The 25,384-nt window shown below is 41.7% G+C and carries 29 protein-coding genes; 14 read left to right on the top strand and 15 right to left on the bottom strand.

The window, feature by feature from the left end; genetic code table 11:
• Window positions 1-76 precede the first annotated feature (76 nt).
• The 6 genes from V7L20_RS02480 to V7L20_RS02455 all read right to left on the bottom strand — a co-directional run bounded on the left by V7L20_RS02480 (window position 77) and on the right by V7L20_RS02455 (window position 6,475).
• On the bottom strand, window positions 77-271 hold the full coding sequence (locus V7L20_RS02480) for a hypothetical protein (RefSeq protein ID WP_334742547.1): 195 nt from the start codon (window positions 269-271) through the stop codon (window positions 77-79).
• 42 nt (window positions 272-313) lie between these two features.
• A complete protein-coding gene (locus V7L20_RS02475; RefSeq protein ID WP_334742546.1) occupies window positions 314-1,282 on the bottom strand; it encodes a restriction endonuclease in 969 nt (322 codons plus the stop codon).
• Window positions 1,283-1,480: 198 nt separating this feature from the next.
• The gene (locus tag V7L20_RS02470; protein WP_334742545.1) at window positions 1,481-1,924 is read right to left on the bottom strand and encodes a DUF29 domain-containing protein; all 444 of its coding nucleotides are present in this window, start codon (window positions 1,922-1,924) and stop codon (window positions 1,481-1,483) included.
• 57 nt (window positions 1,925-1,981) lie between these two features.
• A complete protein-coding gene (gene acnB / locus V7L20_RS02465; protein ID WP_334742544.1) occupies window positions 1,982-4,612 on the bottom strand; it encodes a bifunctional aconitate hydratase 2/2-methylisocitrate dehydratase in 2,631 nt (876 codons plus the stop codon).
• Between the two features lie 357 nt (window positions 4,613-4,969).
• On the bottom strand, window positions 4,970-5,854 hold the full coding sequence (locus V7L20_RS02460; protein WP_334742543.1) for a DUF4351 domain-containing protein: 885 nt from the start codon (window positions 5,852-5,854) through the stop codon (window positions 4,970-4,972).
• Window positions 5,855-6,079: 225 nt separating this feature from the next.
• The gene (locus tag V7L20_RS02455) at window positions 6,080-6,475 is read right to left on the bottom strand and encodes a hypothetical protein (RefSeq protein WP_334742542.1); all 396 of its coding nucleotides are present in this window, start codon (window positions 6,473-6,475) and stop codon (window positions 6,080-6,082) included.
• Window positions 6,476-7,083: 608 nt separating this feature from the next.
• On the opposite strand from V7L20_RS02455, the gene V7L20_RS02450 reads away from it, so the two are divergent.
• The 3 genes from V7L20_RS02450 to V7L20_RS02440 all read left to right on the top strand — a co-directional run bounded on the left by V7L20_RS02450 (window position 7,084) and on the right by V7L20_RS02440 (window position 8,083).
• Complete coding sequence (locus V7L20_RS02450) at window positions 7,084-7,422, top strand: type II toxin-antitoxin system RelE/ParE family toxin (protein ID WP_334742541.1); 339 nt, start codon at window positions 7,084-7,086, stop codon at window positions 7,420-7,422.
• On the top strand, window positions 7,415-7,708 hold the full coding sequence (locus V7L20_RS02445; protein ID WP_334742579.1) for a helix-turn-helix domain-containing transcriptional regulator: 294 nt from the start codon (window positions 7,415-7,417) through the stop codon (window positions 7,706-7,708). The genes V7L20_RS02450 and V7L20_RS02445 overlap by 8 nt, the downstream gene beginning before the upstream one ends.
• A 114-nt stretch (window positions 7,709-7,822) precedes the next feature.
• Window positions 7,823-8,083, top strand: coding sequence for a hypothetical protein (locus V7L20_RS02440; protein ID WP_334742540.1), 261 nt, complete (start codon window positions 7,823-7,825; stop codon window positions 8,081-8,083).
• Between the two features lie 59 nt (window positions 8,084-8,142).
• Here V7L20_RS02440 and V7L20_RS02435 read toward each other — a convergent pair whose 3' ends face one another.
• Both V7L20_RS02435 and V7L20_RS02430 read right to left on the bottom strand, forming a co-directional pair.
• A complete protein-coding gene (locus V7L20_RS02435) occupies window positions 8,143-9,069 on the bottom strand; it encodes a GUN4 domain-containing protein (protein WP_334742539.1) in 927 nt (308 codons plus the stop codon).
• A 3-nt stretch (window positions 9,070-9,072) separates the two neighbouring features.
• Complete coding sequence (locus V7L20_RS02430) at window positions 9,073-9,564, bottom strand: hypothetical protein (protein ID WP_334742538.1); 492 nt, start codon at window positions 9,562-9,564, stop codon at window positions 9,073-9,075.
• Window positions 9,565-9,662: 98 nt separating this feature from the next.
• On the opposite strand from V7L20_RS02430, the gene V7L20_RS02425 reads away from it, so the two are divergent.
• From V7L20_RS02425 to V7L20_RS02400, 6 genes are all read left to right on the top strand, one after another.
• Window positions 9,663-9,983 (top strand): 2Fe-2S iron-sulfur cluster-binding protein, encoded by a 321-nt coding sequence (locus V7L20_RS02425; protein ID WP_334742537.1) that lies wholly within the window; start codon window positions 9,663-9,665, stop codon window positions 9,981-9,983.
• A gap of 215 nt (window positions 9,984-10,198) precedes the next feature.
• Complete coding sequence (locus V7L20_RS02420; RefSeq protein WP_334742536.1) at window positions 10,199-10,378, top strand: hypothetical protein; 180 nt, start codon at window positions 10,199-10,201, stop codon at window positions 10,376-10,378.
• 121 nt (window positions 10,379-10,499) lie between these two features.
• The gene (locus tag V7L20_RS02415) at window positions 10,500-11,567 is read left to right on the top strand and encodes a DUF3326 domain-containing protein (RefSeq protein WP_334742535.1); all 1,068 of its coding nucleotides are present in this window, start codon (window positions 10,500-10,502) and stop codon (window positions 11,565-11,567) included.
• A gap of 12 nt (window positions 11,568-11,579) precedes the next feature.
• On the top strand, window positions 11,580-11,747 hold the full coding sequence (locus tag V7L20_RS02410; RefSeq protein WP_334742534.1) for a hypothetical protein: 168 nt from the start codon (window positions 11,580-11,582) through the stop codon (window positions 11,745-11,747).
• 62 nt (window positions 11,748-11,809) lie between these two features.
• On the top strand, window positions 11,810-12,412 hold the full coding sequence (locus V7L20_RS02405; RefSeq protein WP_334742578.1) for a CPBP family intramembrane glutamic endopeptidase: 603 nt from the start codon (window positions 11,810-11,812) through the stop codon (window positions 12,410-12,412).
• A gap of 604 nt (window positions 12,413-13,016) precedes the next feature.
• Window positions 13,017-15,599 carry a GAF domain-containing protein gene (locus tag V7L20_RS02400; protein ID WP_334742533.1) on the top strand — a complete coding sequence of 861 codons (2,583 nt, stop codon included), beginning with the start codon at window positions 13,017-13,019 and terminating at the stop codon, window positions 15,597-15,599.
• A 160-nt stretch (window positions 15,600-15,759) separates the two neighbouring features.
• Here V7L20_RS02400 and purN read toward each other — a convergent pair whose 3' ends face one another.
• Window positions 15,760-16,431 carry a phosphoribosylglycinamide formyltransferase gene (gene purN / locus V7L20_RS02395; protein WP_334742532.1) on the bottom strand — a complete coding sequence of 224 codons (672 nt, stop codon included), beginning with the start codon at window positions 16,429-16,431 and terminating at the stop codon, window positions 15,760-15,762.
• Between the two features lie 170 nt (window positions 16,432-16,601).
• Between purN and V7L20_RS02390 the strand changes: the two genes are divergently transcribed.
• Window positions 16,602-17,375, top strand: a complete 774-nt coding sequence (locus tag V7L20_RS02390) for a caspase family protein (RefSeq protein ID WP_334742531.1) — start codon at window positions 16,602-16,604, stop codon at window positions 17,373-17,375.
• Window positions 17,376-17,451: 76 nt separating this feature from the next.
• Window positions 17,452-19,890 (top strand): SUMF1/EgtB/PvdO family nonheme iron enzyme, encoded by a 2,439-nt coding sequence (locus V7L20_RS02385; RefSeq protein ID WP_334742530.1) that lies wholly within the window; start codon window positions 17,452-17,454, stop codon window positions 19,888-19,890.
• 192 nt (window positions 19,891-20,082) lie between these two features.
• Here the strand turns inward: V7L20_RS02385 and V7L20_RS02380 are convergent, their stop codons facing one another.
• The 3 genes from V7L20_RS02380 to V7L20_RS02370 all read right to left on the bottom strand — a co-directional run bounded on the left by V7L20_RS02380 (window position 20,083) and on the right by V7L20_RS02370 (window position 20,815).
• Window positions 20,083-20,358, bottom strand: coding sequence for a BrnA antitoxin family protein (locus V7L20_RS02380; RefSeq protein ID WP_334742529.1), 276 nt, complete (start codon window positions 20,356-20,358; stop codon window positions 20,083-20,085).
• Window positions 20,321-20,440 (bottom strand): BrnT family toxin, encoded by a 120-nt coding sequence (locus V7L20_RS02375; protein WP_334742528.1) that lies wholly within the window; start codon window positions 20,438-20,440, stop codon window positions 20,321-20,323. Before V7L20_RS02375 ends, V7L20_RS02380 begins: the two co-directional genes overlap by 38 nt.
• A 63-nt stretch (window positions 20,441-20,503) precedes the next feature.
• The gene (locus V7L20_RS02370) at window positions 20,504-20,815 is read right to left on the bottom strand and encodes a hypothetical protein (protein ID WP_334742527.1); all 312 of its coding nucleotides are present in this window, start codon (window positions 20,813-20,815) and stop codon (window positions 20,504-20,506) included.
• Between the two features lie 136 nt (window positions 20,816-20,951).
• On the opposite strand from V7L20_RS02370, the gene V7L20_RS02365 reads away from it, so the two are divergent.
• On the top strand, window positions 20,952-21,116 hold the full coding sequence (locus V7L20_RS02365; RefSeq protein ID WP_334742526.1) for a hypothetical protein: 165 nt from the start codon (window positions 20,952-20,954) through the stop codon (window positions 21,114-21,116).
• A gap of 447 nt (window positions 21,117-21,563) precedes the next feature.
• Entirely contained in the window at window positions 21,564-22,445 is an 882-nt protein-coding gene (locus tag V7L20_RS02360) for a carbohydrate ABC transporter permease (protein ID WP_334742525.1), read from the top strand.
• A 119-nt stretch (window positions 22,446-22,564) separates the two neighbouring features.
• Here V7L20_RS02360 and V7L20_RS02355 read toward each other — a convergent pair whose 3' ends face one another.
• Complete coding sequence (locus V7L20_RS02355; protein ID WP_334742524.1) at window positions 22,565-23,131, bottom strand: thermonuclease family protein; 567 nt, start codon at window positions 23,129-23,131, stop codon at window positions 22,565-22,567.
• Window positions 23,132-23,201: 70 nt separating this feature from the next.
• Window positions 23,202-23,642 carry a cupin domain-containing protein gene (locus V7L20_RS02350; RefSeq protein ID WP_334742523.1) on the bottom strand — a complete coding sequence of 147 codons (441 nt, stop codon included), beginning with the start codon at window positions 23,640-23,642 and terminating at the stop codon, window positions 23,202-23,204.
• 19 nt (window positions 23,643-23,661) lie between these two features.
• Here V7L20_RS02350 and V7L20_RS02345 point away from each other — a divergent pair, with 19 nt between their 5' ends.
• The gene (locus V7L20_RS02345; RefSeq protein ID WP_334742522.1) at window positions 23,662-23,790 is read left to right on the top strand and encodes a hypothetical protein; all 129 of its coding nucleotides are present in this window, start codon (window positions 23,662-23,664) and stop codon (window positions 23,788-23,790) included.
• A gap of 98 nt (window positions 23,791-23,888) precedes the next feature.
• On the opposite strand, the gene V7L20_RS02340 is transcribed toward V7L20_RS02345, so the two are convergent.
• A partial coding sequence (locus V7L20_RS02340; protein WP_334742521.1) for a ShlB/FhaC/HecB family hemolysin secretion/activation protein occupies window positions 23,889-25,384 on the bottom strand: 1,496 nt, incomplete at its 5' end.

Genomic DNA, 25,384 nt, shown 5'->3' with positions numbered 1-25,384 from the left:
GCGGCTTTGAATTTCAACTGGTAAAGCAGCAAGTTATTTCAGGAATCTTTTGGTATATTCAACTTGCCACATTTTCTTATTTTAGTGATTGATAATATTTTAGGGCTTCATCTTTTGATAGTGGTTTTTCTTCCTCTACTTCCTCCATGAGTTTTGCTAAACCGTAATTCTCAAGAATTTCTTCAATTTTTTCAAATTCAGCAATAGGAATTTGTACGGCAATAGGTTGTTGATTTTCATCAATAACATAGTTTTTGTTAACTTCAAGCATTTTAATAACTCCTATATTATGGATAACTTGCCGGATATCATATTAAAAGCTCAACGGCTTGTATAATGGCTTTTTCTCAATGATTGCAGCACTAATTTTATCTTTGAGAAATTTTTTGAAATCAGATTCTTGCTCTAAAAGCAAGACAATTTCTTCTAGTTGACATAGAATTACAACAGCTTTGCTAAGTGCCTCTTTACAGGTAATAATAGCAGCGTCAGTATACTCGGAATTTGAGATAAAAATACCACGCGCATTACCTCTACCAAAAACTCGTACTAGGTGAGGTGAAACTTCACCAGGCCCTAAAGGTGTTTTCCACCACTTCATTTCAACAAGGTACAATTCACCGTCAATTTCGGCTACACCATCAATCTGTTCAATAATGCCTTCAGCTTCAGTTCCTGTTAATGTAAATGCCTCTCTAAGCAGGATTCCACTAGCTTGGAATAAACGATTAAGAACACCTTCTAATGCTTTCCCTCGCTTGTAAGGATCTGATTCGCGGAATAAAGCAAATAAGTCTGCTTTGATGGTAGCTAACTCTTTCTGTTTTTGCTTAATTACATCTAGTTTAGCTTGATATTTTACTATACGCTTTTTCTTTTCCTCGTCTCGTTCTTGCTGTATTTTTGTAAAAGAATCTTTAACGTTAACAACTCGCCTGACTTCTGATACGAGACCTCTCGCTTTCCATTGATCTTGTTCCCAACACGTAGAGAAAGTCTCAAACTCAACAACTCGTTTTACGATTTCTCGTCTTTCTCGTAAAGCTGCATCTGCTTTTTCATTCAATCGAGTCAATACAGTTCGGACTATTTCATATTTGGAGATACTATCACGCTTGGTGTTGACAACTATAGTAAGATCGTCAATTAAACTAGAGTCAACACCAGCACCTATAAAAAATAGTAATACATCTTTCTTTGAGGGACATAATAATGGGATTGTCTCAATAAGAAGCTTCAAAAATTCTGGTGGATAGTGAAATGTATAGAAATCACCTTTCATTAGCACAACTTCAACTCAATATTACTTAATCTTTAATATAAGGCTAATTCTCCTATCTTTTCTTGTCTGGAGTTATTGAACAATCCAGAAAAAGTTTTTGAAAATTTACTTTAATACTTAAAATACTTCTGTAAACTATAACACAATTTTTGAGGTTAACAAGTAAAAAAATGAACTAAGGAAGTCTGCGATAAAAAATTAATTATTTTTTAAGGTTTCTTCTAATGTAAAAGGAGATTCTTTAGGATAGAAATTTAATTTAATCCCTGTTTCATCAGATGCTTTGAGACGAGCTTTTTGATAACAATTTTCAAATACTTCTGCAAGTAGAGGTTGCAAACTGGGACTATCTTCTAATAATGTTTCAATACAGATGCGTTGTTCAGAAATGGTACTGCGCCAACTTTCACTACGTTTTTCTGGTTGATATTGCCATTTCAGTAAGTGCATTAATAGCACAATTAATCGATTTTTTAATTCACGTTTTTCACTTCTCCCCATGCTTTCAATTTCTTCAATTAGATTAGGTATATCTATTTCATTAAAATTATTTTCCTTTAACTGCTGGGCAATTGTTTGTGTCCATAAGTAAAAGTCTTGTTCATAGAGATTTTGTTCATTTATAAAAGATGGACTGGTCATTAATATTCCTCTTGGAAACACTAAATATTAGGTGGGCATAACACCCACCTAATTAAACTATACCAACAAAGCCTGCTCCTCTTTAGAAATCATGCGCCCTTCATCCTCAAAACCGATGATTTGATCAAAGTTCAAATACTGATACAAATCATCAGCAAAAGGATGAATTCTCCTCGCCACAATATCTAAATATTCTTGCACTGTGGGAAGTTGTCCCAGCAGCGCACAAACTGCGGCTAATTCTGCTGAACCAAGATACACTCGTGCATCTTTACCCATGCGATTATTGAAATTGCGGGTAGAGGTAGAAAATACTGTTGTGCCATCAGCAACTCGCGCCTGATTACCCATGCACAAGCTACATCCGGGTATTTCTGTCCGCGCACCCGCAGCCCCAAAAATGCTGTATACACCTTCTTCTTTTAATTGGTGTTCATCCATGCGCGTTGGTGGTGAAATCCACAGGCGAGTTTTCACTTCACCTGCACCTTCCAAAACTTTCGCTGTTGCCCGATAATGACCAATATTTGTCATACAAGAACCGACGAATACTTCTTGCACTGGATCATTAGCAACTTCCGATAATAATTTCACATTATCGGGGTCATTGGGAGCAGCTACAATTGGCTCTTTGATTTCGTTCAAATCAATTTCAATTATTTCGGCATACTCGGCATCGGCATCGCCTTCTAATAACACGGGATTTGCTAACCATTCTTCCATCTTGGCCACACGCCGCAACATGGTACGCGGATCGTGATAGCCCCGTGCAATCATATTTTTCAGCAACGCTACATTGGAACGCAGATATTCCGAAATTGTCTCTACACTCAGCTTAATTGTGCATCCGGCACAAGAACGTTCCGCACTAGCATCGGTGAGTTCAAAGGCTTGTTCAACTTTTAAATCTGGCAAACCTTCTATTTCCATAATTCGCCCAGAGAAGACATTTTTCTTGTTCTGCTTCTCTGCTGTCAGCAAACCTTTTTGAATTGCTACGTAGGGTATGGCATTCACGACATCCCGCAGGGTGATACCTGGTTGCAATTCACCTTTGAATTTTACCAATACTGACTCTGGCATATCTAAAGGCATGACACCCAAGGCGGCTGCAAAGGCTACCAACCCAGAACCGGCGGGGAAGGAAATACCCAAGGGAAAGCGGGTGTGAGAGTCGCCGCCAGTTCCCACGGTGTCGGGTAGCAGCATCCGGTTTAACCAAGAGTGGATGATACCATCACCGGGACGGAGGGCGACACCGCCACGAGAAGCAAAGAAATCAGGCAGTTCGTGATGGGTTTGGATGTCTACTGGTTTGGGATAAGCTGCTGTGTGGCAGAAACTCTGCATTACTAAGTCTGCACTGAAACCAAGACAAGCGAGTTCTTTCAATTCGTCGCGGGTCATGGGGCCTGTGGTATCTTGGGAACCAACGGTAGTGATGATGGGTTCGCAGGATGTGCCGGGACGCACCCCAGGTAATCCGCAAGCTTTACCTACCATTTTCTGGGCTAGGCTGTAGCCTTTTCCTGTATCAATGGCTTGCTGAGGACGGGTGAAAACGGTGCTGGGTTTTAAACCAAGTGCAAGACGAGTTTTATCGGTGAGGGTACGTCCGATAAGTAGGGGGATGCGTCCACCTGCGCGAACTTCATCGAGGATGGTGTCAGGTTTGAGGGCAAAGGTGGAAATGACTTCGCCTGCTTCATTAGTGATTTCACCTTTGTAGGGATAGATGGTAATCACCATGCCGGTTTCCAGTTGGGTGACATCGCACTGGATAGGCAAAGCACCGGCATCTTCAGCTGTGTTAAAGAAGATTGGCGCGATCGCACCACCTAAAACATAACCCCCAGCGCGTTTGTTTGGCACAAAAGGTATATCATTTCCCAAATGCCACAATACTGAGTTAATGGCAGATTTACGCGAGGAACCAGTACCAACTACATCTCCTACGTAAGCTACAGGATGCCCTTTTTTCTTCAATTCAGCAATGGTTTTCAAACTTCCCGGTTGCCGTGACTCTAACATCACTAAAGCGTGTAAGGGAATATCTGGGCGCGTTGTGGCGCTTTGGGCGGGCGATAAATCGTCGGTATTGGTTTCGCCAGGAACTTTAAAAACGGTGACAGTAATTGTTTCTGGTACTGTGGGGCGAAGAGTAAACCATTCAGCTTCCGCCCAAGAGTTAATCACTCGCTTGGCGAAAGGATTGGTTTTAGACAACTCTAAAACATCGTGGAAGGCATCGTACACTAAGAGGATTTTGCTTAAAGCGTTGGCGGCGTAGGCGGCGATGGGTTCCTTTCCTTGTCCACCCATTACCAGAGGTGTTTCAGATGAGTCTGAGACGGATACAGTGGGCCATTGCAGCAAATCGATTAAAGCTTGCACATTGTAACCACCTACCATCGTGCCCAGCAATTGCACTGCTTCTATGCGCGAAACCAAGGGACTGGTGATTTCCTTTTTGGCAATCGCGGTGAGAAATCCGGCTTTGACATAAGCTGCTGGATCAACACCAGGAGAAACGCGATCGCTCAATAAATGCAATAATATATCTTCTTGACCCTTTGGCGGATTTTTCAGTAATTCACATAATTCTGAGGTTTGCTTCGCATCCAATGGTAAAGGGGTAATACCGAGTGCTGCTCTTTCGGCAACGTGTTTACGATATGATTCCAGCATTTCTATGTTCTCCATTGGGATGTTCTACCTTTAATTATGAAATATTTTTAGGTAATACTTGGCTATAAAAGTTTAGCTTATTTTTATTACTAAAAGCCTTACTGGGAATCGGTTGTTTGCAAGTTTTTTTATACTGAAAGTTTAGTTTTCGTCAATTGAATATTTTTACACTTTGATAGAATACAAGCAATACTAAACAGGGTTGCTGTAGAATCTGAGTTGTTTAAAAATTAATTAATCCAAATTTGCGGTGATTAATTGAGTAGGTATAGAATTCCACCCCCAACCCCCTAAGAGGAAGCAAGGAGCTTGCTCTGATTAACTTATTTGATTAGTAGAAGCTATAATGATTTATTATTATTGGTTTAACCAAGTTTCTAAATCAGCGACGCTAGAAAAGTCTAATAATGCTTCTCCTAAATTCTCTAATTGTTCAATCGATAAACTTTGAACTCGCTCGATTAATGATGCATCAATCTCACCAATACGGCGATTGAGTAAGCGTATAACTAGACGTTGTTCTCCTTGTTTATTTCCTTCTTGTATAGCTTGTTCTCTGTCTCTTTGATAAAGTGGTTCTAATCGCATAATTAACTCCCTATCATCTGCTGATAATTCTTGATTTACTCTCAAGTTTTCGCGCAAGTTGTAAACTAATTCGAGAGTTGTTTTTTGGTATGGATAATCTAATGGTAACGCTTGCAACTCGATAATCGCTTGTGACTGCACACTTCCCCTTCCTAAAAGCCTCAACCATAACGTTTCTGGTGTTTGAGGTAGTTGGTGTATCGCTACAATTGCTGTTCGTAACGCATCTGGCAGAAAATGCACTCCTGATAACCAACCTACTTTTTGCATAGTTCCAAAGCTAGATAATCTAGTTTCAGATATAGTTGGAGTAAGAACCCACAATTTGGGAATTTCTGAGTTCTGAAGTTTGATTTTATTGGTTTTAGCTTCTCGTCGCAAGAGAGCTTTTACTTCTAATAATTTGAGAATACAGTCGCAGATTTCATCGGTAGAAGCTGGATTGCGGAAGGGTTCTATTATTGCAGGATGTTCGGCAAATTTTCCTAGCAAACCCAGTACTTGTATATTAGAGCTTTTGTTTCGGGCAGGAGTGAATAAAACATCTATTTCTTTAATCTCTCCTGCAACTTTTTCTGATGCTTTGATTTTTCCGTAATTTTTTAATTCTTCTAGATAGTCTTTGGCAAATTTATCATGTATAAACCGGGTCATTCAATTTTCATATTTTGGAAGTTATGGATTAATACAAAGTCTTATTATATAGCAGTCCTGAATCATTTGTGATGAAATAAATCCCCAACTTCTCTGAGAAGTCGGGGATCTGGATACCTTGAATTTTCACAGATACCGTTCTAAAAAAGTTAAAAGTAGATTATATAAGCCTTTTGACTTTTGTACAGACGCGATTAATCGCGTCTCTACTTTTGCCTTGCGGTACTAAGCGGTTATGGCATTTTCATCTGATGTTTTATCTGTGTTAGATTTCAAGCGTGTCAATCTGCTTTTACGGATACGTTCGCTGTCTCGAACACCACCTGCAAGTTCATATTCGTTGCTGTTTTTGCCGTACTTGAAACCAACCCCCATCAGCATTTTGTCTGAAACCTGACTTAGGTTTTTTTCCATCTCATCCAGCTTTTTTCTAGAAGAGTCAATCATAGCTATAGCAGCGTTATAATCATCAAGCATATTGTGAAAATTGTCTATTAATTGAGTCAGGTTTTGCAAGTTGTAAGTATCATTAAAATTGATATTTGGATCGATGGCTTTCAGTCCGGCAACTCTAAACTCAGCTTTTTCTAAAATCCGGGAACTACGTTTTTTTCGACTCATAAATTTACACTTTTAAAAGCTTTACAGAGCTATTTTGTCTCAATTAACCTGTATTCTGGTTCAGCAAAAAGCGCATTTTTTTTAGTAAAAGTTTTTATTTATGTCCGTAATTTCTCGGAATTTAATCATCAAAAGTTGATTTTGAGCAAAATAATATTATGTTTAAGTTGTACAAAAACTACAATGTTGTTGTATGAGCGATGCCTACGGCGGTAAACTACGCACTTTTACTTCTATGGCGGTTCTTGTACCTTGCAGGTTCGCTCTTAGCGTTCTCGCAGAGCAATACACAATAGGGTACAGCAATGCTGTGCCCCTACAAATGGCCTCTATTCCATGCAATTGAGAAGCGCTATGAGCGATCGCTTTAACTTTAAGGCTTCATGTTCTAGCTCTTTGGCTTAATGTTGTAACCTTAAGCCTTAATGTTGTAACCTTAAGCCTTAATGTTGTAATCTTAAGCCTTAATGTTGTAATCTTAAGCCTTAATGTTGTAATCTTAAGCCTTAATGTTGTAACCTTGATGACTAAAGTTTGTTAGTGAGTGCAATCATCGCTACATAGTCTAGTTGATTTACGGCGATCGCAGAGCTTAAAAAGATTCCAATATGGAAGCTTCACCAAAGGAGATCAGGAGTTATTTAAGGATTGATGGTATCAATCCTTTCTCTGAGTGGTTTGACTATTTGCGCGATATTAAAGCAAAAGCTAAAATTAGAGCGAGGCTTGACCGAGTAGAAGCAGGTAATTTAGGTGATTGTAAATCAGTTGGTAATGGAGTTTTTGAACTGAGAATAGACTACGGTTCTGGCTACCGCATATACTTTGGACAGCAAGACTCAACAGTTATTATTCTTTTGTGTGGTGGTAATAAAAGCACTCAAGATAAAGATATTGTCAAAGCCAAGGAATATTGGGAAGACTACAGGAGTAGAGATGATGCCTAAAAGTACAAGCTATCATGAAAAACTGATTCAAGACTTAAAAAATCCACTAGAAGCAGCAGCTTATATCGAAGTTGTTTTAGAAGAAGGCGACCCGAAAATGTTGAGTAAGGCACTGAAAAATGTCATAGAAGCGCATAGTGGAATTGATCGGCTTTCTGCACAAGTCAAGGAACTCTATAATAAACTTGACCAGATGCTATTAGAGAAAGGCGAAATTGAGTTTTACAGTCTAAATTCTTTGTTGGATGCTTTAGGGTTACATTTGGCAATAATAGTAAAGCCGTAAGCTTAATGTTGTAACCTAAATCACCAAAGTTTGTTGGTGAGTGCAATCATCGCTACATAGTGTATATTGTTGGTTTAGAGTGATTGCAGAGGATTAAAATGCGATCGCAAGACGTTGGAAGAATGTGCCGCTAAATATCGCCAGTTTTGTAAGAAATATCGACCAAAGCCGAAGCCTGAAACAAGGAATCATTGGGGTAGTCGCTTTTTACCTTCTTTGAAGAATAAAGGTAAGAAGAAGTCGCCGGGACAGATGAGTTTACCGTGGGATAATCAAAGAGTAACTGAAGATACTGAGGTGCATGAGGTAGCAGAAAAATTTATTCAGGCGAACTGTTATAACCCCGCAGTGCCAATCGGAATTATGAAATGTTGATTATAGCGTGTATTTGGGGCTTGTAATAAATATTTATAAATATTGGAAAGCCTTAGATGTTACAGTTTACAAGTCTCGATGCGAGAGAAGAGATAATTCCCTTCTACTCTACCTCGCAAAAAGAACCCCCAACTCCCTAAAACCGGGAGGTGTCCAATGGGGGAGGCTGTATCATAAATTACGTCTTTGTAATGAATCCTACTACTATTCACTCTCCACCCCACGCGATCGCCAAACTTTTCCCAGGCTTCTGCGTTATACTTGGCGTCAGCTTTCCCGCCGACGCTCAAGTAAATTTTCTTCTGGACGCTCAAGCCAAAATGTCCATTGCTGTATTTTACCCATAAGCGGTCAATTGTGTGTAAGTCAGTGCAAGGAAAATTTAAGAGATCGTCTGAGGTAATGTAGTCGCTATTTTCTTTACCTACAGCCTGAATCATCACCTGATAGGTTTCTTGGTCGGCTTCGTTCCAGTTTTTTGCTGCAAGTAAATCGCGCAGTCTGGTGTAGTTTATGCCTTTTTCAGAAGATAGATCATCTGTTTGAGGCGCTGTAAGCTGAATTATAGGCGTTGTCCCCGGCTTTTCCCCAGTAATGCCCCACATCAACTGTCCTATCGGTTCAGGATATTGTAAACGGAAATCTACCCACATTAAACCTTTGAGAAATAGAGGTAGTTTTGGCTCTTGTGGTGCATCTGGTAAAAGTACAGGAATGACTGGACATTTTCTATCAACAAATTCCCGCAAAAAAGCTTTGATTTCTTGATTTTGCCAAGGGCCGAATCCTGAGTTACCTACAAAAATAGCTGCTGCTCGAATCTGGTCTATTTGTTCTTCTAAGGAATCTTGCCAAGAAAAACCAGGACGTAAATGCCAAATATCCAACCACGGTACAATTCCGTGTTGCTGTAGTTGTTTGGCAACTTGAATAACCGCAGGCTTATCCTTAGTATTGTGGCAAAGAAACACATCAAACTGTTGCACTTATCACTCTCCCACGCCTGCAATAGTCGCCAATGCCTTGGCATACTGTTCTAAATCCACACGCAACTTGTCTAACTCACTTCGCAATTTGGGTTCCTCAGACCATCCCTGCTCATGTTCTCTAGGACTCACCCCTACAGGTCGTCTAGCTTCCCACGCTTGTAACAATGGATGCCATTTAGCCAAAAACGGCCTTAACCCATTATTCAACACTGCAATGGCAATTCCCCCCACTGAATCACGAGAAGCACCCCCATCCGGCCCGGCTGCTTTGAGAACTTCGCGGGTTGTACCAAATAAACTATAAAGAGAGTTCATTGCTTCTCGTACCAAACCTTGGTCAACTGACAATGGTTGTACAGCAATGCGTGTTACCAATTCTACATAAAGCGACCAAGCGGCTTTCCGTTCTGTGGGGTCAACTTTCCAAGCCATCGAACCAATGCCAAAAGGCAGACTTACAGATACAGTCTCTAAAGAAACGCGATCGCGCATATTTACTTTAACCTAAATTTTTATAGTAACATCTGGATATTTTTAACTAATTCAGATAAGCTAATAAATTTGTCAGTTGCATCACGCTTATTTTATATATGCCCAAAATTTACACCGTAGAAATTGCTCACCAAGGCAAAACTCATACCTTGCAAGTTCCTGAAAATGAAACAATTTTATCAGTTGCCGATGCTGCTGGTTTGGAACTGCCGAGTTCTTGTAATGCAGGTGTTTGCACAACTTGCGCCGGTCAAATAAGCGAGGGAAATGTGGATCAAACTGATGGCATGGGTGTTAGTCCAGATTTGCAAAAGCAAGGTTACGTATTGCTTTGTATTGCCAAACCCCTTTCTAATTTGAAACTTGAGACAGAAAAAGAAGAAATAGTTTATCAGTTGCAATTTGGTAAAGACCAATAATCAGTTATCAATATATAGCGGTTATCGACCCAGTGAGGTACAATTTTGACCTCACTTCCATTCCTCTCTGCTAAAAGGAGAGAGGCTTTGAATATTTGCATACTTGTACTTCACCTGATTGAAAATGCCTATATGGTTTAGATTATTGATCAATGCTCACTTAACATTACCAAATCAGCTATTCTAGAAATTACAAATCAACAGGATTTACCAAGATGACGACTCATTTTATTACCGCAGAAATTGATTTACAAGAAACTCCCGCAGAATTACTAGAAGTAATTGAAACAGAGTTGAATAAACAAGGGGAACCCCTGCGTTGGGCAATTACCTCTGTGGACGTTGAGGAACAAAAAGCTACAGTTGAAGCCGTTGTTACGACAGTTAATAGTTAGGAGAAGAGACGTAATTAATCGTGTCTGTACAAGAGACGCGATTAATCGCGTACAAGAGTTAGGATTTGATGGCAAGTGAATCATAAACTCATCACTCATAACTGGGCACTCATAACTTACAATGAATCGTCCATACACCGCTATCTTAATTGTACCAACTGGCGTTGGGGCTACCATTGGGGGTTATGCAGGAGATGCTTTACCTGTTGCCCAGGTTATAGCACAGGTTTGCGATCGCCTAATTACTCACCCCAATGTCCTCAATGGCGCAAGTTTATACTGGAATCTTCCAAATGCTTTCTATGTTGAAGGTTACGGGCTTGACAAATTCGCCTCTGGATGTTGGGGTTTGCGTCCAGTCCGCAGCAACAAAGTAGGTTTGCTTTTAGACCAAGCTATTGAGCCAGAGTTACGACTACGACATATACAAGCAGCCGATGCAGTTAGAGCAACTTTAGGATTGACCTTAACAGATTATGTAATTACTGATGCACGATTAAATGTAGAATTACGGACTACAGCATCGGGAGCTAGTTGGGGAACAATTGGTAACCCGGATAGCTTATTACGAGCAGCTGAGATATTAATTAAGAAAGCGGGGGCAGAAGCGATCGCAGTTGTTGCCCGTTTCCCGGATGATATGGACTCAGAAGCAGTACAAAAATACCGCCAGGGTGAAGGCGTTGATCCCCTAGCGGGTGCAGAAGCCGTAATTAGCCATTTGCTAGTGCGAACCTTTCAAATTCCTTGCGCCCATTCTCCCGCCCTTTTGAGCGAACCTCCACAACCAAATTTATCTCCCCGTTCCGCCGCCGAAGAATTGGGCTATACTTTTTTGCCGTGTGTCCTTGTTGGATTAAGTCGTGCCCCACAATTTATAATAGAGAAAAGACTGATTGCATCAGAGAAAGAGGATATTTGGGTAGATGAAGTAGATGCTGCGATCGCACCAGCAAATGCTTGTGGTAGTAGTGCTTTATTGAGTTTAAGCCAAAGACGATGCCAAATAATTACAGTAGAAGAAAATAAAACTCTAATAAAAGTTCCTCCTCAACCGTTGGGGATCAAATGTATACAGGTAAATTCATATTTAGAAGCAGTGGGTGTATTAGCAGCGCACAAAGCAGGTATTAATCCCGACGCTCTCCGTCCCAAATTATTACCTTTGCAGCCAGTAGTTAGGAGTTAGGAGTTATGCCCCATGCCCAATACTTCTCTACCAGAGGCTGCGCCAACGACTTACCTCGGCTACTTCGACTACGCCCAACTCTTGGAGAGGCTGCGCCTTAAGCGTAGCTATGCCGCAGGCTTTATGGCTACCAAGAGGACAGGCTCAGTACAAGTCGCAGTTCGACTGCGCTCACCGTAAACTCAGTACAAGTGCCCAATGCCCATTTTTAATGCCCCGTCTCCCTTCCTTAAAAACCCGTGATTGAAGAACAACAAAAGCAAAAGCCAGAAATTCCATACCTGACGCGCATCCAAATACTTGGGGCGATGGGAGCGACTGCAATCATTTTGTTGATAGTCGCTAAACTCTTGTTATACCTTGGCAACTTTTCCCTACTTTCTTGGGACTTGAACCAAAGAGAGTTGATGTTGGGTGTAGGGTTAGGATTGACCATCACCGCGTTAAGTGGCTTAACTTATCGCCTTTGGACTGCCTATCGTAAAAGTGCAGATTATTATCTAGAAGTGGTACTCAAGCCCTTAGCCTTACCAGACTTAATTTGGCTGGGGTTACTACCGGGGTTGAGTGAAGAATTATTATTTAGAGGTGTAATGCTGCCAGCTTTAGGTTTGGATCATTTAGCTGTCATTATATCTAGTCTTTGCTTTGGCATCTTGCATCTTAGCGGTTCCCAACAATGGTCTTATGTGATTTGGGCAACATTTGTCGGGATGATATTCGCATATAGTGCCCTGCTCACGGGCAACTTATTAGTGCCGATTGTCGCTCACATTATTACCAATTGGATTTCTAGCTATTTCTGGAAAATGTCACAATTACGGCAATTAAAAAATAAATTTTGAGCTTCTAGGAATTAGTGCTTTAGCGTAGCCTAACCCAAGAGACATCTTTGACAATTAAATAATGCATTATCCAGAATCCTTGTAGAGACGTAGCAGTGCTACGTCTCTACATTCATTTTTGGAAATGTCTAAGGAGTGTACAGTATCAACCATAAAATAAATTACATGATTTGAGCGCTGTGCTAAAAGATTTTTTTGTAAACTGTGTTTGTGTGATCGCAGCTACACAGATTTTTACTTAATTAGACTAGAATACATACATTTAATTCCAAGTCACAAAAACCTGATACATATAAATTTATTATAGAGGCATGGCATTGCCGTCCCAACCCAAAGTATTTGTATCATTATTAAATTAAACTGAAATTGTATAAACCCCAACTCCTTCCCGCACTTCGTGCTCCTACGCGAACGTAAGCAGAGCAAGTAGTAAGCTTCTCTTTTGTCAAGAGCCTTAAAAAGCCACAAAAGCGTTATGAGGCATTACGGAGGTTAGTACCTCAACATACTCCTGAAAGCCAATCCTTATTTAATAACTTTTGTGTAGAATTTGGTGGAGAGGTTATTTAATTGATTCTCAATTGCAGCAATCCAGGTTTCATTTATGAGTCAGTCTTTTTCTCAAAACCAAGCAAGACGAAATCGTGAACAAAGTCTGTGGCAACAAAAATGGAGTTTAAAGACTAAAGCAATTGTTTGGGCACTAAGCATTAGTATCCTTCCTGTGGTTGCAATTGGAACAGCTACTTACTACTACGGCATTAATTTAATTACCAAACAAATTCCGCAAGTCAGACAAGAAAGTACGGCAAGTTCAACAGAAACTGAACTTGTTATACAGAAACAATTGTCACTCTTATTAACTGGTATGGGAGTAACAGCAATTTTAACAGGTGCGATCGCTGTTTTTGTGACTAATCGAGCTATTAGTCGAGTCAGCAAAGCTGCGGCAATTTCTAATAATATCAAAAACCAGCTACGTCCAGATAGTGAGTTTACTCAATATTTCATCGCTAACGAAGATGAATTAGTGATGTTAGAGAGAAACATAAACTTATTTACAGAGTTGCTTTCAGTTTTGATAAAGGAAAAAGAAGCCGAAGCTGATTACTCCCAATTATTGATGAAAATTACGCGATGGGTTCGAGAATCATTCAATGAAGAAGATGTTCTCAAAATTACCTCAGAACAAATTCGTAAAGCTTTAAGCATTGACCGCGTAAGCATTTTTTGCTTCAACTCCAACTCTAATGGAACCTTTATCGCTGAGTCAGTAGCACCTGGTTTACCAAGAATATTAGGGGTTACAGTCTCTGAGCCTGGGTTCGAGGCAGAGTATATAGAAAAATACCAGAAAGGTTCCATCCGTGCTATTGATAATATCTATCAAGCTGATCTCAGTGATAGTGATATTGGACTGCTAGAGCAATTTGCTGTCAAATCTAATTTAGTAGCACCCATTCTCAAAGGCAAACAGTTATTCGGTTTATTGATTGCACATCAGTGTTCTAGAATTCGCTTTTGGCAGCAGTCTGAGATTGATTTGTTCGCTCAGATAGCTATACAAGTAGGATTCGCTCTTGACTACACCAAGCTTCTAGAACAGGTTGATACGAAGGCAGATAAAGCTCAGATATTTATCCAAATTACTCGCAGCATTCGCCAATCGCTTAACGAAGAGGATGTGATCAAAACCACCGTAGAAGAGGTTCGGAAAGCACTGAGTACTGACCGCGTACTGGTTTATAGTTTTAGCGCTGATTGGTCTGGAACTGTAATTGCAGAATCAGTGGTTCCAGGTTATCCCAAAGTTTTGCGGTCTGAAATCCAAGACCCATGTTTCGCTCAGGACTATGTAGAAAAGTATCAGTCTGGTCGCGTTCAAGCCATAAACAACATTTATGAAACAGATTTGCGTGATTGTCATATTAACCTGCTAGAATCCTTTGCTGTGAAAGCAAATTTAGTCGCCCCCATTCTCAAAGATGAACAACTGTTTGGCTTATTAATTGCACATCAATGCTCCAGACCCCGTGATTGGCAACAATCTGAGATTGATTTATGTGCTCAAATAGCGATGGAAGTGGGATTTGCTCTCGACCATGCAAGACTCGTGCAGCGAATCGAGGCTGAGAGTGTGCAAAGTCAGTTGCTGGCGGATACTATCGGCAGCATTCGCCAATCGCTCAACGAAGAGGATGTGCTGAAAACCACTGTAGAAGAGGTTCGTAAAGTACTAAGTACTGACAGAGTGATGGTTTATAGCTTTAATGCTAATTACTCTGGAACTGTGATTGCCGAATCAGTTGTCCTCACCTATCCAAAAGTTTTACGATCTGAAATCCAAGACTTATATTTTGGTCAAGGCTATGTAAATGATTATCAGTCTGGTCGCGTTTTAGCAATAAATAACATTTATGAGTCTGGTTTGGCTGATTATCAAATTAGCCTACTCGAATCCTTTGCTGTCAAAGCAAATTTGGTAGCCCCCATTCTTAAGGATGAGCAGCTATTTGGTTTATTAATTGCACACCAGTGTTCTAAACCTCGTGATTGGCAACAATCTGAGATTGACTTATTTGGCCAAATAGCAATGCAAGTGGGATTTGCTCTCGACCATGCCAGACTCTTACAACGAATCGAAGCTGAAAGTAGGCGAAGTCAGTTACTAGTAGATATTACCCGCAGCATTCGCCAATCACTTAACGAAGAGGATGTCATCAAAACCACTGTGGAAGAGGTTCGCAAAGCACTGAGTGTTGACCGAGTATTGGTTTATAGCTTTTACGCTAATTGGTTCGGAGTTATAATTGCTGAATCAGTAGTTCCAGGTTATCCCAAGGTTTTACGGTCTAAAATTTACGACCCCTGTTTCACTGAAAACTATGTAGAAAAGTACCAGACTGGTCGCGTTGTCGCAACAAACAATATTTATAAGTCTGGTTTGGCTGATTGTCACATTAACCTGCTCGAATCCTTTGGTGTGAAAGCAAATTTAGTCGCACCCATTATGAAAGATGAACAGCTATTTGGCTTGTTAATTGCACATCAGTGTTCTGGTCCCCGTGATTGGCAACAGCCTGAAATTGATTTATTTACTCAGATAGCCATGCAAGTAGGATTTACTCTCGATCATGCTAGGCTTTTACAAGCGTATCAAGTTACTGAAGCTAACTCTAGTAAATAGCTTTGTACAAGAGGATACAATATGCTTCGGATAAATGAGGGAAAGAGGAAAAGAGGCAAGGGAGCAGGGAGCAGGGTGCAGGGTGCAAGGGGGAAGTCAAAGGCTTGATGCAGGTTCTTTTTCCCCTTTTCTCCCAGCAAGAACTGCTCCTTGTCCTCTTTTAACCCAAGTGTATTGGGCTTAGTGTAGTTTTTGACGAAGAAGCTGCTAGAGCGATCGCTAATGGTAAAATCCGATGTTCCTGAATTTGAATCCGAGCGTGAAGTGTTTCTGCTGTATCATCTGGCAATACTGGTACTGCGGCTTGCATTAATATTGGGCCACTGTCCATTTCTAAACAAGCTATATGCGCTGTACAACCAGTGATTTTTACCCCAGATGCCAAGGCTTGTTCTACACCATGAATTCCCTTGAAACTAGGTAACAAACTAGGATGGATATTGATAATTTTATCAGGAAAGGCATCAATGAAAACTGATGTTAACAATCGCATCCAACCTGCCAAAATCACCCATTCCACATCGTAGTGCTGCAATGTCTGCACAATTTTTTCATCAAATTCTTCTCGATTTTGATAGTTGCGGTGATTCAATAAAACTGCTTCTACACCTCGATTAGCTGCTCTTACGGCTGCTTTCGCCGAGGGGTTATTATAAATTAAAACTTGAATTTGGGCATTTAGCCGCCCATCTTGAATAGCTTGAGCAACTACATCAAAATTGCTGCCATTCCCAGAAGCCATAATTCCCAGTTTTAAAGGGGCGACTTGTTGGCAAATATCGCTAATGCTAGGAGAAACCAAGCTCAGGGTAGAATCAGGGCAAAGGGTCATAACAGCTAAGAGGAAAAATTATAGATGCCAAAAATATATACTAAGTTGTAGGTAAAGATTTAGCTCATAACTCGTCCAATTGATATAAGTGATATTCTAAAACTTGGTATGAAGAAAACAACACAGACATTAAAGCCGCAGAGAATTAGATCGCAGCATAGGTAAGTTAAATGGCGAAGGTAGCGTTGCTGATTGGGGTCAGTGAGTATGAGCCAGGGCTGAACCCCTTACCCAGTACAGTTAGAGATGTAGAAGCAGTGTGCGAGGTACTGCTGCATCCAGAGATGGGCGGATTTGCTGCGTCAGATATTCTCCTCTTAAAAAATCCTGAACGACAAGCTGTAGAAATGGCGATCGAAATGCTGTTTTCCAGTCGGCACAGGGATGATTTGCTGTTACTGTACTTTTCAGGACACGGCATTAAAGACGATCGCGGTAGGCTGTATCTGGCAACTCGCAACACCAGTAAGACATCGCAGGGCGAATTGATTCGCTCAACATCGGTGTCTGCCAATTTCATTCACGATCGCATGAGCGACAGCCGCTCCCGTCGGCAGGTGGTAATCCTAGATAGCTGCTTCAGTGGCGCATTTGCTGAGGGTATGTCTGCCAAAGATGACGGCACAATTGACATCCGAGAGCAGTTGGGCGGTGAAGGACGAGCTGTATTGACTTCTTCTACTTCAACTCAATATTCCTTTGAGCAAGAGGGGCAAGATTTATCGATTTACACTCGTTTTTTGGTTGAAGGTATCAAATCAGGAGAAGCTGATCGCAATCAAGATGAATTTATCTCCATCGATGAACTGCATGAATACGCCAGTCAGAAAGTGCGAGAAATTCAACCGGCGATGAAGCCGGAAATTTATGCAATTCGAGAAGGCTTTAAAATTCGACTGACAAAGGTGGCTCCAGGCGATCCCAGGCAGCGAGCGATACCGTAAAGAAGTAGCACGATTTATTCCTCGAGGCGAAATTTCCCTTGTTGGTCGTCACACATTAGATTATCAGAGGACTAGCTTGGGATTGGAGACAACTGAGGCGAAGGCGATCGAAGATGAGATATTAGAACCTTACCGCAACCAGTTCCGCGAAAAACTCCAGCAGTATCAGCAGGTGTTCACCGAACTACTGGAGCGACGAGACGAGACGATTACCGATCGCGATCGCCACGAGCTGCAAAATCTTCAGCAAATTTTGGGGCTGTGGAATCAGGACACGATGCCGATTGAGGCACAAGTAACCGCACAGTTTAAGACACATCAGCAAAACCTGCAAATATATCAGCAGGAGTTTACAACGGCACTGCGGCAAGAGTTTCCCCTAAGTGAAGCAAGCCGCGATCGCTTACGGCAAACCCAGCAGCAATTAGAACTTGCGGATAAAGATATTGCCGTGATTGAATCTCAGATTACGGCTGAGGTAGAGGCATATCACCAAAAACTCCAGCAGTACGAGCAGCTGTTTTTGACTGCGACGCAGCAGGAATATCCTCTGGGTGAGGTAACCCGGAATAATTTACGCCAACAGCAGCAGCGCTTGGGACTGACGGATGTAGATGTTGCACCAATCGAAGCGCAAATCACAACACAGATTGAAAGCTATCATCAAAAACTCCAGCAGTACGAGCAGGCGTTTGTGAAGGCGATGCAGCGCCAGCATTATCCAGATGAAGTGACGCAAAAGCAGTTGCAGCAAACGTGGCAAACTTTGGGGTTGAGTCAAGAGGATGTGAGAGCGATCGAGAGGCGGATTAATGCGGAGATTGAAACGCATCAAGCAAACTTGCGGCAATACGAGCAGGAGTTTACAGAAGCTGTTGGGCAAGAATATCCGCTCAGTGCTTTCAAACGCTCTCAACTAACACAACGTCATCAAGCGTTGAATCTGACTGCTCGGAATGTGACTGCAATTGAAAATCGAATTATTGCTGCGATCGAGGAATATCAGCAAAAGCTTCAGCAGTATGAGCAGGTGTTTAGAGAGTCGATGCAGTTTGAATATCCTCTCAGTGATGTTACTCGTAAAGAACTTAAGCACTTTCAACGAAATTTAAAACTAAATGATGCAGAAACATCTGCGATCGAAGCAATCATTATTCAATCATCTTCAGAAGCAGAATACCGGAAACAGCAAGAGACAGAAAAACAACAGCAACAACAAGAAGCTGTACGACTAAAGCAGCAGGAGGCAGAGAAACAACGCCAGCGAGAGGAATCAGAATATCGCCAAAAATTACAGCAGTATGAGCAGGAATTAATTAAAACAATTAAAGCAGGAAATTCCCTTGAAAGTAATGATGTTCGCCAGAGGTTAAGGCAACTTAAATGGACTTTAAGACTTATACACACGGATATCACTGCAATTGAAACCAGAGTTTTAGCAAGCCAAGAATTGATTAAACCTCCGATTCAGCAGCCAAGTTCTGCTCAACCCACTCAACTGACTCAAGAGCGAATAACCCGACAAAAGTTTTTGAAGTGGGCTGGCTGGGGAAGTATAGGTTTGGTGACAGCAGTAGTAGGTCGTGAAATTTTTAAGGGTCAATCATCGACAACTATCTCTGTAGCTGAACCTAAATATATTCCCCCTACTAAAGAAGCGTCTAAAGCATTTGGATTACCCTTGTGGACGGTTGAGTTTGAAACGGTAACGGTAGATCAAAAGGGACAGGTAATTAAACGAGATTCTAATAAGCAAGCTAAATTCTTTAAAGAAGACTTAGGCAATGGCATAACATTAGATATGGTTGAGATTCTTGCTGGTTCATTTAAAATGGGTTCGCCACCTGCTGAAAATGGTCAAACCGAAGCTGAAGAACCACAGCACACTGTAAATGTGCCTGCTTTTTTTATGGGCAAGTTTGAAGTGACTCAGGAACAGTACCAGCAAATAATGGGTAGCAATCCGTCCTACTTCAAGGGAGCAAAACGTCCTGTAGAGGAAGTGTCCTGGGATGATGCAGTGGAATTTTGCAGAAAGCTGAGTCAAAAGACTGGGCGTAAATATCGGCTACCTAGTAAAGCAGAGTGGGAATACGCCTGTCGTGGAGGAACAACAACACCATTTCACTTCGGGGAGACGATTACGACTGAGTTAGCTAACTATGATGGGAATTACACCTACGCTTCTGCACCGAAGGGCAAATCTCGTCAAGAAACAACAGAAGTTGGAAGTTTTCCACCCAACGCCTTTGGATTATACGACATGCACGGGAATGTTTTGGAGTGGTGTCAAGATAGTAGGGATGACAGCGATAAAGGAGCGCCTAGTGATAGAAGTCCCTCAATAGATAATAAATATGGTGTGAAGCGGGGCGGTTCCTGGATCGACGATCCTAAAGACTGCGGTTGTGCGTCCTACGTGTCCTACGACTATGATACTCGAGCCCGCGCGTTCAAGAACATCCACGGCGATGTTGGTTTTCGTGTTGTCTGCGCGGTTGGGAGGACTCTTTAGCCCTTTATACTTTAGTTCTTTTGCCCTCTACCCTTCTTTCCTTTACCCTTTTTGAGTGTAGCGGAGCGGAACGATCTAATTTTTTTCAAAAATAGGACTTACAAAGCACTCCAAGTAGAGATAATTATGAACCAAAAGCTTATGCAAGCGATGCCTCAGAAGTTCAGCTATTCCACAGTATCAATTTACTGACTATCGATGAGCTTCCATATATGCTCGCAGTAAAGTATTGATTTGCGTTTGATAACCCCGTCCTTGCGACTTGAACCACTCTAATACATCGCTGTCAATGCGTAACGTCACCTGTGCTTTATTTTTTGCCGCAGGTAAACCCCGTTTAACTGTAGCCTTAGCAAACAGTTCTGGTGTAATTTCCGGGCAATCTGATAAATCAATATCTTCATCGCTCATAGCATCAAGCCGTTGCCAATCAGTCTGAGATTTGCTCGAAATAGATTCGTTGCTCATATTTGGTTGCCTTTCTTGCAGAAATAATCCGCGTTAAATCATCACGCTCTGTATGGACAACAGCAACAACTCGCCCTTGCAAAAAGCCAAATGTGACGAAACGCTGCTCTGCGTAGCTGTAGCGATCATCTTCAACTGTTACCCTTCAGGTTCGGCAGTTCGCAACCGACGGAAACCGCCAGGACTGCGACTGCCTTACCGTGTCTCCATCAAATACTGCTGGGATATCGATAAAATCGATTCCGTGCTTGCGAAGATTAGTAAGACGTTTTACTTCATCCCATTCAAACTCCATCACCGAAACACAGCTACGCTTACCTGATTGTAACGACAAATTGTAGTTACAGCCACTTAGCCAAAGGGATCTGCTGGCTTGCTGAAATTGCCAGTTGCTGGTTATATTCTCCGGTATAGACAGTGAGAGCGATCGCACCTGCTGAACGCAAATTTTTCTCAATTCATCACCACTGATTTTTCTCGCTAAACTGAGCTACCTGAATCAATTTATCGAATATCCTGATGATTTCTACATTCCTCAATCTGTTGCTGAGGAAATCAGCGCTAAGTCAGATCCAGCTAGCCAATCCATTCAAATGCTAATCAACGTTGGTAAACTTGAAGTTCGTACATCCAGCCTTATAACCCTCCTCAACAGCTTAAATCAACGATTGGGTAAAGGAGAATCAGAAGCGATCGCTTTAGGGATTCAGTTGAATGCAGATTATGTTTTGGGGGACTTAAACCCCAAAGTTCGTTAAAACGATCTCAAATTCTCACAAATGATTTAAGACTGCTATATAAGCAACAGATACCTACAAGTCGTTTTGAGGTACTTCAAAGTCGTGTTGAGGTACTTGAAAATCGTGTTGAGGTACTTCAAAGTCGTTTTGAGGTACTTCAAAGTCGTATTGAAGTACTTGAAAATCGTGTTGAGGTACTCCGAAGTCGTGTTGAAGTACTTCAAAGTTTGTCGCACCGCAATCAAGTACAGAAGTGCGGGCTACACCTACGCTTGACTTTTAAAACAGTCACTACACATTTTTATTTTTTAGGCAAAACCTACGCAGTATTGCATCAAAATTGCTGCCATTCCCAGAAGCCATAATTACTGAGGCGACTCGGCATACATCACTAATGCTGAGAGAAACCAAGATAAGGGTAGAATCGGGGCGGAAAGTCATAATAGCTAAGAGGGAAAATTATAGATGCAAAAAATATATACTAAGTCGTGGTTAGATAATGATACAGCCGCCGCCTGGATTTTTCTCACACCAGCACTCATTTTGCTGGGCGTTTTTATCATTTGGCCGATCGCGTATTTGTTTTATCTCAGTTTCACTGCCGGTAGTTTCACATTAAAAGGTATTTATTGGATAGGTTTAAAAAACTATTGGCGCTTGCTACTCGACCCCGACTTCTGGCAAGTTCTGGGTAACACCTTTTATTTTACTGTTGCCACCATCATTCCCAGTTTAGTTATCTCTTTAGGATTGGCAGTTTTATTAAATCGCTCCATTCCTTTGCGGGGCATCCTGCGAAGTGCCTATTTTCTGCCTTCAATTATCTCACTTGTAGCAGCCGGGTTGGGATTTCGCTGGCTGTTTCAAACATCAGGGCCAGTTAACGGATTTTTAGATTTTTTTGGCATTCCAGCAATATCCTGGCTAGCAGACACATTTTGGGCAATGCCAGTAATTATTTTAATGAGTATTTGGAAACAACTCGGTTTCAATATGGTAGTTTTTTTAGCAGGGTTGCAAGCAATTCCTCCCAGTCGTTATGAAGCAGCAGATTTGGATGGAGCAAATGCTTGGCAACAATTTTGGTATATTACTCTCCCTGGATTGCGCCCTACTGTCATATTTGCAATCATCACTACTGCGATTTTTACATTGCGGAGTTTTGAGCAAGTTTATGTGATGACTGGCGGTGGCCCACTAAATTCGACTAATTTACTGGTTTACTACATTTACCAAGAGGCTTTTGGGCAATTTGATTTTGGTTATGCAGCCGCCGCAGCGACAGTGTTACTAGCAGTAACACTGGTACTCGTGTATTTGCAATTGCAAACTTGGGGAGAGGAGTAGGGAAGGCAGGGGAGCAGGGGAAGTAGGCGGAGGGGGGGAATTTTGGAAGTTGCTAAATCATCGCGCAAATATGCAATACCAAAAAATATAATGTATTCAATTAGAAACAGCTAGAGTTTTTACTTCTTATATAGGGTGCGATATTCCCAAGGATTTACAAATTTAGTATCACTCCAAATGCCAAGCCGTTCTTCCTTGGCCTTAGCTTCTGCTTGTTGAATTAAATCTTTACTAGGACATTTGTTTAAGTAGGGACGATACACTTTTGCTAAACCTTCTTGCAACAATACCTGTTGTACAAAAGTGCCATTTTTTAACCGGACTTCGGCAATTTTGCGTCCATAGCGATCATTATCAGTAATATTCAAAGTCACGCGATCGCCTCCTTGTTGCACCAGTTCTTGCACCCGTTGTTGGGCTTTCACACCCCAAGTAAATTGATTGCGATCGCTAGTGCGTTTGCTCTGCTTTTCTTTGTTAGTATGAGCTATTTCTGGCGCATCTAGACAAGCAAAGCGCACGGTAATATTTTTACCGTTAGTATCTTTCACTACTAAGGTATCGCCATCACTGACTCGCTCAACTGGTTCTCCAGAATTACCGATAAAGCGATTGCAGCCTATCAAACCAAAAATCAGGATAGTTGCACAAAGCCAAAATTGCACTGATTTAGTTAATTTCTCCATCCAAACTCACCTGGATTACCACATTACTTCTGTGGCATGATATTAGCAAAAAGACATTTGTGCCATTTCCTTAATTTGTCAAAGATGGTGTAGCAGTGCGACGCAAAACTGCTAAATCCTCCTCATCCAGTTCCACCTTAATTCCACTGCGAATCAGTTCAGCAAAATGGTCATTTGGCACCATAATACTTAGGGCATATAAGCGACCCAACCCGGTATTTTCAATAAAATGTATGTCGGTGGGAGGTACTAAAAAGCTGTCCCCCGCCTGAATTGGTACTGCCTTCCCATCACAGTGAGCGAGTCCTTCCCCTTTAAGGATGAAAAACATTTCCACCGCCGACTGATGCCGATTCGGGGGTTGCTTGCCGCCCACGTCAAAAATTTCTACACAAACTATAGGGGAGACGTCAGCACTTGCCCTATCGAACACGATCGCTAACCGATTCGTGGCATCGGGACTGATACGATATACCTGGTAGTCTTTGGGAGATTTAATTAGTGGAATCATACATTGAGTTACCTTTATAGTGAGTTCATTATCTCGCTTTCAGTTTCCTCTTCTAGGTTGCTCTTACGTCATGATTGCGATCGCGCAAAAGGAGGATTTGGGACTACTTCCAGTTTATGTCATAACCGCCTTGGCGGTTGCTATATAGAGGTTTTTGCTTGGGTGCGTTGGTCAGCCCCTTCCCTACGGGACGCACTCGCCTTCGGGGAAGTCACGCATTCATGCATTCAAAAATTTTGAAGCATTTTAAAACGGCTGATAGCGTATTGAAAAGTAGAGACCGTTTTCTTGCAGCGAGTTGCCCCGATCGCCAACTGAAATTAAGGGAATGCCGTAGTCTAGGTGCAACGATAAATTGGGGATAATCAGCCAGCGCAAACCCAATCCTAAACTGCTAATTGTTGCTGGGTCAGGGTCAATTTCTCGATTATTCCAAACAGTACCGATATCAAAAAAAGGCACTAACTGTAGTACTTTGGGGTCTGATGTAACGGGAATACGAACCTCCACTGAACCCAGAATGCCATTGTCGGCAACGAGTTGGTTTTGTCGGTAGCCTCGAACTGTATCGACTCCACCTACACTGAAGCGTTCTAAAGATAATAAAGAATCTGGGGTTAGCTGGGCATCAATTCGGGCTACTAGCAGATTTCTGGGTGATAATTGTTGCACCAACTGAAATTGTCCCAACCAGGAAAAGAATTGCCCGTCAGTACCAGTGTTGTTGATGGTTGCATCAAACGCATCTATCCCTAGACTGAATTGAGAGCGGGCGGCTAAGACTCTTCTAGTGCTGCGATTAACCCAATCTTGAGAAAACCGAATCACTGTAACTTTACTTTCTCCATTATCTTGCGAACCTTCTGTGAAGGAATAGGGAATATTGTCGAGTATATATGTTTGGCTGCGACGCAAGTCTAAGGATAGCAAAAATGCAAATTCACTAGTTGGTGTTCTTGTGATTGGCTGACGCAAACCAAGGGAATAGGTTTGAACCTGACTTCTGATACCTATATTCCGAAAATCTTCTTCAATAATGCGGCTATCGTCATTGTTATAGCGAAAGCTAAGAGTACCATTACGAGCATTTATAGGAATGGTATAATTGATGTCATAAAGGTTAAGTCCCTCAGTACGACCGTATTTCGCACTGAAGCGATCGCCAAATCCTAAGACGTTATCATGACTAACTTCTATGCTGCCTTGAATGGAACCAATGCTAGGAGATTGGTTGTTTTCTACGGCGATCGCAGTGTGAAAAGCGGGTGCTTCTTTGAGACTGACCCGTAAGATATTGCTCCCCGGAGTGCTACCTGCGGCTAACTCGGCATTCACCTGTTTAATAAGCGGATCGAGTTGCAACAGTTGTAAGGCTTCTTCTAGGCGTTGCTGGTTTAAGGGAGTAGACGTGGCACGTTCGAGGCGCGATCGCACGTATCCTTCTTGCAATTGCTTTAAACCACCGATTTCAATTTGCTCAAGTTTGCCCTCTACAACTTGAATTTTGACTATACCAGTGCTGAGGTCTTGATTGTTGGGCAAGAAGGCTCCAGAGGTGATGTAGCCGTTTCTAATGTAGAGTTTAATAATTGCCGAGCGCAGGTCGAGCAACTCTTCAAAGGTGACTAAGCGGTTCTCGTAGGGCTGGGTTAAGGCAGCAATTTCGTCATGCAAGACGGTATTTCCCAGCACTTCCACTTTTTTAATGAAGAAGCGATCGCTCGATGGAAAAGTAACTTCAG

The organism is Nostoc sp. (assembly GCF_036916735.1).
Classification (GTDB): Bacteria; Cyanobacteriota; Cyanobacteriia; order Cyanobacteriales; family Nostocaceae; genus Nostoc.
The sequence above is the reverse complement of the archived record's forward strand: the minus strand, read 5'-3'. Positions and strand labels throughout refer to the sequence as shown.